The sequence below is a fragment of the Bacillus sp. ok061 genome, assembly GCF_900108285.1.
Taxonomy (GTDB): domain Bacteria; phylum Bacillota; class Bacilli; order Bacillales; family Bacillaceae_G; genus Bacillus_A; species Bacillus_A thuringiensis_S.
Window position 1 is genome coordinate 168,249 of the sequence record NZ_FNUW01000008.1, and the last position, 13,214, is coordinate 181,462.

Below are 13,214 nucleotides of genomic sequence, written 5' to 3' on the forward strand. Positions count from 1 at the left end.
TTTTGGAGGGGTTTCTAGTATGAAGAAAAAAGCAGGTCTTTTATTATCATTAACATTAGCAGCAAGTACAGTTTTAGGTGCATGTGGTAACTCGGATAAGGCAAGCAGTGACAAGAAAGACACGAAAGACTTCAAGGTCGGTATGGTAACGGATGTTGGGGGCGTTGATGACAAATCGTTCAACCAATCGTCTTGGGAAGGACTAAAAAAGTTTGGTAAAGATAACGGATTAAAGGAAAAGACAAATTATCGTTACCTACAGTCTGAAAAAGAAGCGGATTATATTCCAAACTTAAAGAAATTTTCAAAAGATAAGTATGATTTATCTTTTGGAATTGGTTATAAATTAGAAGGTGCAATTAAAGAAGTAGCAAAAGAATCTCCAAAACAACAATTTGCAATCGTTGATACTGTAGTAGATGCACCAAACGTAACGAGCATTACATTTAAAGATCATGAAGGATCATTCCTTGTAGGTGCGGTAGCAGCTATGTCAACAAAATCGAATAAAGTAGGATTTGTTGGTGGGATGAAGAGTGATTTAATTAGTAAATTCGAAAATGGATTTAAAGCGGGTGCAAAAGCAGTAAATCCAAACATTGAAATCGTATCTGAATATGCAGAAGCATTCGATAAACCTGAAAAAGGTACAGTTCTTGCATCAGCAATGTATGGTCAAGGCGTAGACGTAATTTATCATGCTGCTGGTGGTACAGGTAACGGTGTATTCACTGAAGCGAAAAACCGTAAGAAAAAAGGTGAAAATGTTTGGGTAATCGGTGTTGACCGTGATCAAAACCAAGAAGGTATGCCTGAAAACGTCACATTAACTTCAATGGTAAAACGTGTAGATATCGCTGTTGAAAAAGTAGCGCAAGAAGCGAAAGACGGTAAGTTAAAAGGCGGTAAAGTAGAAGAGTTTGGCTTAAAAGATGACGGCATTGGTATTTCAAAAACAACTGATAACGTGAAAAAAGTTAACCCTGAAATTTTAACAAAAGTAGAAGAGCTTGAAAAGAAAATTACAGCCGGTGAAATTAAAGTGCCAGCTACAGATAAAGAGTATAAAGAATACGAAGCTTCTCTAAAAAAATAAATAGAGAAATAGCAAAGGTTAGTTCATAGAACTAACCTTTGTATGTATAAAACTTCCAAAATGCTTAATAAGTTAATAGTGTAATAGGGAATGTTCCCTGTTAAAAGGAGGAACACAATGGAATACGTAATTGAGATGAATAATATTACGAAAGTATTCCCAGGCATTGTAGCGAATGATGATATTACGCTGCAAGTAAAGCAGGGTGAGATACATGCTTTACTTGGAGAAAATGGTGCAGGGAAATCCACATTGATGAATGTACTATTTGGTTTGTACCAACCAGAACAAGGTGAAATTAAAATTAAAGGGAAGTCTGTAAATATTACCAATCCGAATGTGGCAAATGACCTTGGTATTGGAATGGTTCATCAGCACTTTATGCTTGTTCATAATTTTACAGTTACAGAGAATATTATTCTCGGAAATGAACCGAGGAAAAAAGGGAAAATTGCTGTTGAGGAAGCTGCTAAAGAAATTCAAAAATTGTCTGAACAATACGGTTTAGCTGTAGATCCATATGCGAAAATACAGGATATTTCAGTGGGTATGCAACAGCGTGTTGAGATTTTGAAAACTCTTTACCGCGGTGCAGAAATTTTAATATTTGATGAACCGACAGCTGTGTTAACACCACAAGAAATTCATGAGCTAATTCAAATTATGAAAAAGCTTGTGCAAGAAGGAAAATCTATTGTTCTTATTACACATAAGTTGAAAGAAATTATGGAAGTTTGCGATCGTTGTACGATTATTCGTAAAGGAAAAGGAATTGGAACGGTTGACGTTGCAAATACGGATGAAAATAAACTTGCAGAATTAATGGTCGGACGTCAAGTGAATTTTAAAACAGAAAAAATAGACGCGAAACCAAAAGAAGAGGTACTTTCAATTGCAAATCTTGTTGTTCACGATGCACGTCAACTACCTGCTGTAAAAGGCCTTGACTTAACTGTTCGTGCGGGGGAAATTGTTGGGATTGCAGGGATTGATGGAAATGGACAAAGTGAATTAATAGAAGCAATTACTGGTTTACGAAAAGTTGAGTCAGGTTCTATTGCAATTAAAGGGAAAGAAATAACAAATTGGCCTGTTAGAAGAATAACAGAAGAAGGAATTGGTCATATTCCAGAAGATCGTCATAAACACGGACTCGTCCTTGATTTTTCTGTTAGAGATAATATAGTTCTGCAAACGTACTATAAGAATCCGTTTTCAAAGAAAGGGATTTTAAATTTCAGCAAAATTACAGAAAAAGCAAAGGCTCTTATTGAACAGTTTGATGTACGTACACCTAGTGAGCAAACTTTAGCACGCGCTCTATCTGGGGGAAATCAACAAAAAGCAATTATTGCACGTGAAGTAGACCGTGATCCAGATTTATTAATCGCAGCACAGCCAACACGTGGTTTAGATGTAGGAGCAATTGAATTTATTCATAAGAGATTAATAGAGCAAAGGGATAAAGGGAAAGGTGTATTACTTTTATCACTAGAGTTAGATGAAATCTTAAATGTTAGCGATCGAATTGCTGTTATTTATGAAGGGAAAATTGTAGCAATAGTTGATGCGAAAGAAACGAATGAACAACAGCTTGGATTGTTAATGGCTGGAGGAACAAAGAAGGAGCAGGTGGGTACAAATGGCTAAAAAACTTTTAACAGAACGAACGATAAATATTTTAGTCCCAGTACTATCCGTTATTTTTGGCTTACTTGTCGGAGCGATTGTAATGTTAGTTAGTGGTTATGATCCAATTGTAGGTTATAGTGCACTTTGGACAGGGATGTTCGGCAGCGCAAGTGCGATTGGTGAAACGCTTCGTACAATGATACCGCTTATTCTTGCTGGTTTATCAGTGGCGTTTGCATTTCGTACAGGTTTATTTAATATCGGGGTAGAGGGTCAATTGCTAGTTGGTTGGCTTGCAGCGGTTTGGTTCGGTTATGCAGTTTCACTACCAGCTTTCCTTCATATTCCATTATCTATTTTATTTGCAGCATTGGTGGGCGGAATTTGGGGCTTCATTCCGGGATATTTAAAAGGGAAGTTTCAAGTGAATGAAGTTATTGTAACCATTATGATGAACTATATCGCGTTGTATGTAACATATGACATTATTAAGCGTTTCTTACATGCGGGTAATGACAAAACGTATGATATTAAAGAGAGTGCGTCACTATCTTCAGACTGGCTTGCTAGCATTACTGATGGTTCGCGTCTTCACTGGGGAATTATTGTAGCAATTTTAATCGCTATTTTAATGTGGTTCTTATTAGATAGAACAACTTTAGGTTACGAATTAAAGTCGGTAGGATTTAATCAGCATGCTTCTCAATATGCAGGTATGAAAGTTTCTCGTAATGTAGTATTCTCCATGACAATTGCTGGTGCATTTGCGGGGATTGGTGGAGCGATGGAAGGATTAGGAACATTCCAGAGTATGACAGCGATGTCTTCGTTTACAGGAGTAGGATTTGATGGGATTGCCGTAGCATTACTTGGAGGGAATAATCCGTTTGGGATAATCCTTTCAGCTTTATTATTTGGTGGTTTGAAAAGTGCTTCCCCTCAAATGAACTTTGAGGCAGATGTACCATCAGAGCTTATTAATGTAATTATTGCATGTATCATCTTCTTTGTTGCATGTAGTTATGTGTTAAGATGGGCGCTTACACGCATGAGCAAGGAGGGGAAATAAATGAGCTTTTTAGATATATTAGCCATTCTTGTGACGGGTACGTTATATACATCGGCACCTATCATTTTCACAGCACTAGGTGGAGTATTTAGTGAACGATCGGGTGTTGTAAATATCGGATTAGAAGGATTAATGCTATTTGGTGCATTTATTGGAGTTGTTACAAACTTATTAATGGGTGATACTTGGGGAACGATGACCCCGTGGATTGCGTTATTATTTGCGGCAATTGGTAGTGGATTATTTGCATTACTTCATGCGGTAGCTTCTATTACATTCCGAGCAGATCAAGTTGTAAGTGGTGTAGCAATTAACTTCTTATCTCTTGGTTTAACGGTATTTGCAATTAAGAAGATTTTTGATAAAGGGCAGACTGACTTTATTCAGTATCGTATTGAAAAGATTGATATTCCAGGCCTTTCGGATATTCCGGTTTTAGGGAAAATATTTTTCTCGAACGTACCAATAACGTCGTATATTGCCATTATTTTAGCATTTGTTGTTTGGTATGTTATTTATAAAACACCGTTCGGTCTTCGTCTACGTGCTGTTGGTGAACACCCAATGGCAGCGGATACGATGGGGATTAACGTATATAAAATGCGCTATATTGGAGTCTGTATTTCAGGAGTGTTTGCTGGAATTGGTGGAGCGATTTTTGCAATGTCAATTTCTAATAACTTCTCAGGGGCAACTATTACAGGACAAGGTTTCTTAGCTTTAGCTGCTATGATTTTTGGAAAGTGGAATCCACTAGGCGCACTAGGTGCAGCTCTATTCTTTGGTTTTGCGCAATCTCTTAGTGTAACGGGCGGAACAATTCCTGTATTAGATCAAATTCCAAGTGTTTTATTAACGATATTACCATATGTATTCACAATATTAGCGCTTGTTGGTTTTGTAGGTCGTTCTGAAGCTCCGAAAGCATTAGGAACTCCTTATGAAAAAGGAAAACGATAAGTATTTTATAAGTATAAAAAAGCTCGCACATTAGTGTGGGCTTTTTTACATAGAATATATTTAATACGGAATTTTACTATGTTCCTTACATATTAAAGTTTTTAGAAAGAAACATATGTAAGCATAATAAGGGAGAAAAGTTGATTTTTTATTTCTAAAAACTGTATATTGAAGAGGAATATTCCTATATACGTAAAGGAGGGCTATAAATGAAACTAATGGAACAACAACTACATGAGTTAGGTGGTTTGCGCGTACATATTATTCCGACTGATAAATATAAAACGAATACCTTTGTATTTCGTTTTAAAGCGCCTTTAAATGAGGAGACGGTGACAGAGCGTGCCCTATTGCCATACGTATTGCAAAGTGCGACAGAAAAATTACCTTCTGTAATTCGTCTTCGTCAATATTTAGAAGAATTATACGGGTCTTCTTTAGCGGTAGATGTAAGTAAAAAAGGGGAAGACCATATTATCTCCATTTATGTAGACATTGCAAATGAAGTTTATTTACATGATGCACCACCGTTATTTGAAAAAGCGCTTTCTATGTTGTCTGATATTGTGTTACATCCAGCAACGGAGGGGAACGGTTTCCTATCTTCTATCGTAGAAAGTGAAAAAAGAGCACTGTTACAGAGAATTGAAGCTACTTATGATGATAAAATGCGTTATGCAAACGAGCGTTTAATTGAAGAAATGTGCAAAGTAGAACCGTATCGTTTAAGTGCAAATGGAAAAAAAGAGAGTGTTACGTCTATTACAAATGAAAGTCTGTATCAATATTATCAAAAGGTGTTAGCGGAAGATGAAATGGATCTATATATTATTGGTGATATTTCAGAAAACGCCGTTGATCTTGTAAGTAAATATTTTTCTGTTTCAGCTCGTCCAGTGAGAGAAAGAAATGTACTCCTTCATAGACGAAATAATGAAGAAAAAGAAGTTGTTGAAAAACAAGAATTAAAACAAAGTAAATTACACATCGGTTATCGTACATTTGTCACATATAAAGATGAAGATTATTTTGCATTGCAATTGTTCAATGGATTGTTTGGTGGTTTTTCTCATTCGAAGTTATTCGTAAATGTGCGTGAAAAAAATAGTTTAGCGTACTATGCAGCATCGCGCTTTGAAAGTCATAAAGGTTTATTATTTGTTATGTCAGGAATCGAAGCGAAAAATTATGAAAAAGCAGTTGAGATTATTAAAGAACAAATGCTTGCGATGCAAAACGGAGAGTTTTCTGAAGAAGAAATACATCAAACAAAAAGTGTCATCCAAAATCAAATATTAGAGGCGATTGATACACCGCGTGGATTTGTAGAAATGCTATATCATGGTATTATTTCAGATCGTACACGTCCAGTTGAAGAATGGCTTACAGGTATAGAAAGTGTGACAAAAGAAGAAATTGTAAAAGTTGCTAAAAATATTGAACTAGATACAATTTACTTTTTACAAGGAACGGAGGGAGAGTAAATGGAGAAAATTGTTTATGAGCAATTAAAAGAAACACTCTATTATGAAAAACTTCCTAATGGATTAGATGTATATGTTTTACCGAAACAAGGATTTAATAAAACATTTGCGACGTTTACGACGAAATATGGTTCAGTAGATAATACATTTGTACCATTAGGGAAAGAAGAAATGATTCGTGTGCCTGATGGGATTGCACATTTTCTTGAGCATAAATTATTTGAAAAAGAAGATCACGATGCTTTCCAATTGTTTAGTAAACAAGGAGCATCGGCAAATGCTTTTACATCCTTCACACGAACAGCTTACCTTTTTTCATGTACTTCAAACGTAGAACAAAATTTAAATACATTGCTAAACTTCGTGCAAGAGCCTTATTTCTCTGAAAAAACAGTTGAAAAAGAGAAGGGGATTATTGGGCAAGAAATTCAAATGTATCAAGATAACCCAGATTGGCGTTTGTACTTTGGGTTAATTGATAGCTTGTTTGTAAAACACCCAATTAAAATTGATATTGCAGGGACAATCGAATCTATTAGTAAAATTACGAAAGATTTATTATATGAATGTTATGAAACATTTTATCATCCGAGCAATATGTTATTATTTGTTGTGGGTGCAATTGATCCAGAGAAAACAATGGATTTAGTACGTGAAAATCAAGCGAAAAAAGATTATAAAAATCAGCCAGAAATTGTGCGTTCATTTGAAGAAGAACCAAATGAGGTAAATGAAAAGAAAAAAATTATTTCAATGCCTGTGCAAACACCGAAATGTTTAGTTGGTATTAAAGCGACTAATTTAAAAGAAAAAGGGCAAGCGCTTTTAAAACAAGAAATTGCGCTTACGTTACTCTTAGATTATTTATTTGGAAAAAGTTCTGTTCATTACGAAGCTTTATATAATGAAGGGCTTATTGATGATTCATTCTCGTATGACTATACAGAAGAAAATAACTTCGGTTTTGCAATGGTTGGTGGTGATACGAAACAACCTGATGAATTGGCAGATCGTTTAAAAGATATTTTATTAAAAACAGATTATGATCAATTAGATGCGGCGGCATTAGAACGAGTGAAGAAAAAGAAAATTGGTGGTTTTTTACGCTCGTTGAATTCACCAGAATATATTGCAAATCAATTTACACGATATGCGTTTAATGAATCTAGCCTATTTGATGCGTTGACTGTATTAGAAGGACTAACCGTTCAAGATTTACAAGAAGTAGCAAAATTATTGTTATCAGAAGAAAAAATGAGTGTTTGTCAGGTGTTACCGAAAAAATAACATTTTAAAGATACCCTCATCTTATCATTGAAAAATTGTAAGATGAGGGTATTATTTAGTTGTGTGAAAATTGAACTTGTAGAGATAAGAGAGGGAATTTATGAAAAAGTATGCGTTAGTAACTGGAGGGAGTGGAGGGATTGGCTCTGCTATTTCGAAACAATTAATTCAAGATGGATATACAGTTTATGTTCATTACAATAACAGTGAAGGAAAGGTATTGGAATTGCAGAAAGCATGGGGAGAAGTTATCCCTGTTCAAGCGAATTTGGCTTCTAGTGATGGAGCAGAGCAATTGTGGAGACAAATTGAACATCCTATTGATGTTATTGTATACGCGGCTGGGAAGAGTATTTTTGGACTAGTAACAGATGTAACAAACGAAGAATTGGATTATATGGTAGAACTTCAAGTGAAGAACGTATATAAATTACTTTCAATGGCACTTCCGCCTATGATCGGGAGGAGAAGTGGTAATATTGTAATTGTTTCATCTATATGGGGACAAATAGGGGCTTCTTGTGAAGTGCTTTATTCAATGGTAAAAGGGGCGCAAAATTCATATGTGAAAGCTTTAGCGAAAGAAGTTTCTTTAAGTGGATTACGTGTGAATGCAGTAGCACCAGGAGCAATTGAAACGGAAATGTTAAGTGTTTTTTCTGAAGAAGATAAAATGGGAATTGCTGAAGATATACCATTAGGTAGAATTGGATTACCAGAAGAAGTAGCAAAAACAGTTTCATTCCTCGTATCACCAGGAGCATCTTACATAACTGGACAAATCATCGGAGTGAATGGCGGTTGGCACTGCTAAAAATTTCTTACATAAAAAATGAACAGTTGCACAAATTAAGCATGATTTTATTACTCAATAGTGAGGTGCTTAATTATGTCAGTATTAGATAATTTTGATCAGTGGAAGAGCTTTTTAGGAGATCGTTTAGAGCAAGCGCAAGGAAAAGGTTTAGACGGCGGTGCGGTATCAGATATGGCATTTCGTGTTGGCGACTACCTTGCTAATGAAGTAGAAGGACGCAATGACCAAGAGAAATTATTAGCTGAGCTTTGGAAAGTTGCTGATGAACAGGAGCAACATACAATTGCAAACTTAATGGTTAAGTTTGTACAACATAAGTAAAAGTAGAGAGGAGATTCTCCTCTCTACTTTTTTTGTATAATAATTACACAGGATAGATTATACATTTAGCTTCCCTATTAAGGTGAAATCATATAATATAGTACGTAGGTGTAAAGTAAGCAAGGGGAGTGATCTTGGATGATTGAATGGTATTTTGAATATGAAATACATAAAAACCGACCTGGCTTGCTTGGTGACGTTTCTTCGTTAATCGGTATGCTCGGCATTAATATTGTCACAATTAATGGTGTAGATAATGCACGACGTGGGTTACTTCTTATGTGTGATAATCAAGAGCAAATCTCTAGACTTGAATCAATTTTAAATACGATGGATAACATAACGGTAACGAAATATCGTCCGCCAAAGCTAAGAGATAAGCTAGCGGTTAGGCATGGTAGGTACATACAACGAGATGCAGATGATAAGAAAACATTTCGATTTGTGCGTGATGAATTAGGCTTACTTGTAGACTTTATGGCAGAAATTATGAAAAAAGAAGGCCATAAACTAATTGGGATACGCGGAATGCCTCGTGTCGGAAAAACAGAATCCATTGTTGCTGCAAGTGTTTGTGCAAATAAAAGGTGGTTATTTGTATCATCTACTCTTATTAAGCAAACTGTTCGTAGTCAATTAATTGAAGATGAGTATAGCGATGACAATATTTTCATCCTAGATGGAATTGTGTCAACGAAGCGTGCCAACGAAAGACATTGGCAGCTCGTTCGTGAAATTATGAGATTGCCTGCAACGAAAGTTGTGGAACATCCTGATGTATTTGTGAGTCAGTCAGAATACACATTGGATGATTTTGATTATATTATCGAGTTGCGTAACGATTATGATGAAGAAATTCAATATAATTTAGTAGATGAAATTGAGCAAGGTACGCAAAATAATTTCTCTATGTTTGACTTTTAAAGAAATATTGAGGTGTTAGTAGTGACGGAATTGGGACAAAAGCTGAAAGAAGCAAGAGAAGCGAAAGGCTTGTCTATTGATCAGCTGCATGAGATTACAAAAATTCAAAAACGCCATTTAGTGGCAATTGAAGAAGGCAATTATGATGTATTGCCAGGAGCTTTTTATGCGCGTGCATTCATTAAACAGTACGCAGATGCGGTTGGATTAAATGGAGAGGAACTGCTTGTAGAGCATCAGAGTACGATACCACAATCTGAAAAGCGTGAAGTTCCACAAGTATCAACGGGACAAAAAACACAAGAAACAATGCAAAAATCTTCATCATGGCCAGTTGCAGATCACATGCCGAAAATCTTAGTTGCGCTGTTAGTAATCGCGGTTGGAGTCGTAATCTGGTTTGTGTTTCAAGCGTTAACTGGAAAAGATGATGAAAAAGTTCCGAGTGCTCAAAGTGAGAAAATTGAAGTTCAAAAAGCGAAAGATTCTCCGTTAGATACGAAGAAAGATGAAGCGAAAGCGGAAGAGCAAAAAAAAGAGGAACCAAAGAAAGAAGAACCAAAGAAAGAGGAGCAGCCAGCACCACCAACTGGACAGCAAGAAGTGAAAGTAGTTGGAACAACTGGTAAGGTATCTACTTTGGAAATTCATAATAATAAAACGTTAGAATTAGAAATTTCAGCGAAGGGTGCAAGTTATGTAGATGTTAAGGATGATGCGGGTAACGAAATTCTAAACACTACAGTACAAAGCGGTCAAACAGAGAAACGCGATGTATCAACATTAAAAGAAGTACGACTTAATATTGGAAGTGCACCGAATGTTGAAATTAAACTGAATGGCCAAGTGCTTGCTTTCCCGTTAGATCCACAAAAAGAATATCACCAAAGATTGGTGATTAAAAACCAAGGGATAGAGCAACCTGCACAATAACAGTCATCGCTTCGATGACTTTTTTTCGATGAACAAATGTTTTTGATATGATGGAGGAATAGCTGTGAATTTACCAAATAAAATTACAATATCTAGAATCTTCTTAATTCCAATTTTTATGGTAATTATGTTAGCGCCCTTTGATTGGGGTTCATACAAAATTGGTGATGTTGATTTGCCAATTCAACATTTAGTAGGGGCACTTATCTTTATCATTGCTTCAGCTACAGATTGGATTGATGGACATTACGCAAGAAAGTATAATCTTGTAACGAATTTAGGAAAGTTTCTTGACCCGTTAGCTGATAAATTACTTGTTTCAGCAGCACTTATTACATTGGTAGAGATGCAATATGTACCGGCTTGGATTGTTATTGTAATTATCAGTCGTGAGTTTGCTGTAACGGGTTTACGTCTTGTACTTGCTGGAACAGGGGAAGTAGTTGCAGCAAATCAGCTAGGGAAAATTAAGACATGGACACAAATTATTGCGATTGCAGCATATTTATTACACGATGTACCTTTAAATTTAATCCATATTCCAGTTGCTGATATCTTCATATGGATTGCATTAATCTTTACTGTTATTTCAGGATGGGATTATTTCTGGAAAAATAGAGCTGCTTTTGTAAACTCAAAATAGAAGTTTATGGGGGAATTGGGATGAATGCTGAGATTATTGCGGTTGGAACTGAATTATTACTTGGACAAATTGCAAATACAAATGCCCAGTTTTTATCTGAAAAGTTAGCTTTAATTGGAATTAACGTGTACTATCATACTGTTGTTGGTGATAATAATAAGCGACTGCAAAAGGCGATTGAAGCTGCGGAAGAACGTGCTGATATACTTATTTTTACAGGTGGATTAGGACCGACAAAAGATGATTTAACGAAAGAAACGATAGCGGCTAGTTTAGATGAAGAGCTTGTGTATGATGAAAAGGCATTAGCCTTAATAAGTAATTACTTTAAGCGTACAGGCCGTGAATTTACGGAGAATAATAAAAAGCAAGCGCTCGTTTTAAATGGAGCAACAGTATTTGCAAATGACCACGGTATGGCGCCTGGTATGGGGATAAATAAGAACGGAAAAGTTTATATTTTATTACCAGGGCCGCCAAAAGAAATGAAACCAATGTATGTAAGTTACGTGGAGCCTTTTTTACGTAATTTTACAACAGGAGAAAACATTTATTCTCGTGTGCTTCGTTTCTTCGGTATTGGGGAGTCCCAATTAGAGGTGAAAGTTCAAGATTTAATTGATGGACAAACAAACCCAACAATCGCCCCGCTAGCAAATGATGGAGAAGTGACATTACGTTTAACCGCTAAGCATCAAAATGTTAGCGAAGCGGAGAAACTAATTCAACATGTGGAAGATTTGATTTTAGAAAGAGTAGGAGAATTTTTCTACGGATATGACCAAGAATTTTTGCATTATAAGGCAATCGAGTTATTGAAGAGAAAAGGGTTAACTTTAGCATGTGCAGAAAGTTTAACAGGTGGTCTTTTTGGAAATCAAGTAACTGAAAATGCTGGTGTTTCTTCTGTATTTAAAGGCGGTGTCATTTGTTATCATAATGATGTGAAGCAACATGTATTACGTGTGCCTGAAGAAGTGTTGCATACTGATGGTGCAGTTAGTAAAGAATGTGCTCGTTATCTTGCTGAAAATGTTAAGGATTTATTAAAAGCGGATATCGGAATTAGTTTCACTGGGGTAGCAGGGCCAGATGCTTCAGAACAGAAAGAGCCAGGAACAGTATTTGTTGGATTGGCGATTAAAGGTGAACAAACTGCAGTCTTTCCTCTTAATTTAAGTGGAAGTCGTCAACAAATTAGAGAACGCTCGACAAAATATGGATTTTATCATTTATATAAAAAGCTAGAAGAGATATAAGTTCTTCTAGCTTTTTTTATAGTTAAATTCCGTATTTATGTAATGGAAAATAAAAAAATCGAATAAATGTTCGATTTTTGTTGGCAAATTGAATTGAAAATAGGTATAATAAGATTAGCAATTCAGTTAAGGAGGAATTTTGAATGAGTGATCGTCAAGCGGCATTAGATATGGCGTTAAAACAAATAGAGAAGCAATTCGGTAAAGGTTCAATTATGAAATTAGGAGAACAAGCGGAACGTAGAATTTCTACAATTTCAAGTGGTTCTTTAGCACTTGATGTGGCACTAGGGGTAGGCGGATACCCACGTGGCCGTATTATCGAAATTTACGGACCTGAAAGTTCAGGTAAAACGACAGTTTCATTACATGCAATTGCAGAAGTGCAACGTCAAGGTGGACAAGCAGCATTCATCGATGCGGAGCACGCAATGGATCCTGTATATGCACAAAAATTAGGCGTTAACATAGATGAATTACTATTATCACAGCCTGATACAGGGGAGCAAGGATTAGAAATCGCGGAAGCACTTGTACGAAGTGGTGCGGTTGACATTATCGTAATTGACTCTGTAGCAGCTCTTGTACCGAAAGCAGAGATTGAAGGCGACATGGGTGACTCACACGTAGGTTTACAAGCACGTTTAATGTCACAAGCACTTCGTAAGCTTTCAGGAGCAATCAACAAATCAAAAACAATTGCAATCTTTATTAACCAAATTCGTGAAAAAGTTGGGGTTATGTTCGGAAATCAACTACAAGTTGCTTAATCGAAAAGATTAAGGAGTT

General features: G+C 36.1%; 12 protein-coding genes and 1 pseudogene. All 13 read left to right on the plus strand.

Annotated elements, in window-relative coordinates:
* Window positions 1–19: 19 nt before the first annotated feature.
* Window positions 20–1,096, plus strand: coding sequence for a BMP family protein (locus C4S65_RS13680; protein WP_000725768.1), 1,077 nt, complete (start codon window positions 20–22; stop codon window positions 1,094–1,096).
* Between the two features lie 117 nt (window positions 1,097–1,213).
* A complete protein-coding gene (locus C4S65_RS13685) occupies window positions 1,214–2,746 on the plus strand; it encodes an ABC transporter ATP-binding protein (protein ID WP_000456928.1) in 1,533 nt (510 codons plus the stop codon).
* Window positions 2,739–3,797 (plus strand): ABC transporter permease, encoded by a 1,059-nt coding sequence (locus C4S65_RS13690; protein ID WP_001085254.1) that lies wholly within the window; start codon window positions 2,739–2,741, stop codon window positions 3,795–3,797. Before C4S65_RS13685 ends, C4S65_RS13690 begins: the two co-directional genes overlap by 8 nt.
* Window positions 3,798–4,757 (plus strand): ABC transporter permease, encoded by a 960-nt coding sequence (locus C4S65_RS13695; RefSeq protein ID WP_000008857.1) that lies wholly within the window; start codon window positions 3,798–3,800, stop codon window positions 4,755–4,757.
* A gap of 209 nt (window positions 4,758–4,966) precedes the next feature.
* Window positions 4,967–6,241, plus strand: a complete 1,275-nt coding sequence (locus tag C4S65_RS13700) for a pitrilysin family protein (protein WP_086407584.1) — start codon at window positions 4,967–4,969, stop codon at window positions 6,239–6,241.
* On the plus strand, window positions 6,242–7,528 hold the full coding sequence (locus tag C4S65_RS13705) for a pitrilysin family protein (protein ID WP_000411973.1): 1,287 nt from the start codon (window positions 6,242–6,244) through the stop codon (window positions 7,526–7,528). It abuts the gene before it with no gap.
* A gap of 100 nt (window positions 7,529–7,628) precedes the next feature.
* Complete coding sequence (locus tag C4S65_RS13710; RefSeq protein WP_000759627.1) at window positions 7,629–8,342, plus strand: SDR family oxidoreductase; 714 nt, start codon at window positions 7,629–7,631, stop codon at window positions 8,340–8,342.
* Window positions 8,343–8,417: 75 nt separating this feature from the next.
* Window positions 8,418–8,666, plus strand: a complete 249-nt coding sequence (locus tag C4S65_RS13715; RefSeq protein ID WP_000114444.1) for a DUF3243 domain-containing protein — start codon at window positions 8,418–8,420, stop codon at window positions 8,664–8,666.
* Between the two features lie 138 nt (window positions 8,667–8,804).
* Window positions 8,805–9,590: a DUF3388 domain-containing protein gene (locus tag C4S65_RS13720; protein ID WP_000574107.1), complete on the plus strand. Its 786-nt coding sequence runs from the start codon at window positions 8,805–8,807 to the stop codon at window positions 9,588–9,590.
* Window positions 9,591–9,611: 21 nt separating this feature from the next.
* The gene (locus C4S65_RS13725) at window positions 9,612–10,523 is read left to right on the plus strand and encodes a RodZ domain-containing protein (protein ID WP_086407583.1); all 912 of its coding nucleotides are present in this window, start codon (window positions 9,612–9,614) and stop codon (window positions 10,521–10,523) included.
* Window positions 10,524–10,587: 64 nt separating this feature from the next.
* Window positions 10,588–11,166, plus strand: coding sequence for a CDP-diacylglycerol--glycerol-3-phosphate 3-phosphatidyltransferase (gene pgsA / locus C4S65_RS13730; RefSeq protein WP_001052967.1), 579 nt, complete (start codon window positions 10,588–10,590; stop codon window positions 11,164–11,166).
* Between the two features lie 20 nt (window positions 11,167–11,186).
* On the plus strand, window positions 11,187–12,425 hold the full coding sequence (locus C4S65_RS13735) for a competence/damage-inducible protein A (protein ID WP_000990682.1): 1,239 nt from the start codon (window positions 11,187–11,189) through the stop codon (window positions 12,423–12,425).
* A gap of 143 nt (window positions 12,426–12,568) precedes the next feature.
* Window positions 12,569–13,177, plus strand: a pseudogene (recA, locus tag C4S65_RS13740) (recombinase RecA); the annotation flags it as partial.
* Window positions 13,178–13,214 lie beyond the last annotated feature (37 nt).

Excerpts from the sequence above, each read along its gene's own strand:
- C4S65_RS13720 (WP_000574107.1), top strand. The coding sequence starts at position 8,805 with ATGATTGAATGGTATTTTGAATATGAAATACATAAAAACCGACCTGGC.
- C4S65_RS13690 (WP_001085254.1), top strand. The coding sequence starts at position 2,739 with ATGGCTAAAAAACTTTTAACAGAACGAACGATAAATATTTTAGTCCCA.
- C4S65_RS13680 (WP_000725768.1), top strand. The coding sequence starts at position 20 with ATGAAGAAAAAAGCAGGTCTTTTATTATCATTAACATTAGCAGCAAGT.
- C4S65_RS13700 (WP_086407584.1), top strand. The coding sequence starts at position 4,967 with ATGAAACTAATGGAACAACAACTACATGAGTTAGGTGGTTTGCGCGTA.
- C4S65_RS13715 (WP_000114444.1), top strand. The coding sequence starts at position 8,418 with ATGTCAGTATTAGATAATTTTGATCAGTGGAAGAGCTTTTTAGGAGAT.
- C4S65_RS13735 (WP_000990682.1), top strand. The coding sequence starts at position 11,187 with ATGAATGCTGAGATTATTGCGGTTGGAACTGAATTATTACTTGGACAA.
- C4S65_RS13685 (WP_000456928.1), top strand. The coding sequence starts at position 1,214 with ATGGAATACGTAATTGAGATGAATAATATTACGAAAGTATTCCCAGGC.
- C4S65_RS13695 (WP_000008857.1), top strand. The coding sequence starts at position 3,798 with ATGAGCTTTTTAGATATATTAGCCATTCTTGTGACGGGTACGTTATAT.
- C4S65_RS13710 (WP_000759627.1), top strand. The coding sequence starts at position 7,629 with ATGAAAAAGTATGCGTTAGTAACTGGAGGGAGTGGAGGGATTGGCTCT.
- C4S65_RS13705 (WP_000411973.1), top strand. The coding sequence starts at position 6,242 with ATGGAGAAAATTGTTTATGAGCAATTAAAAGAAACACTCTATTATGAA.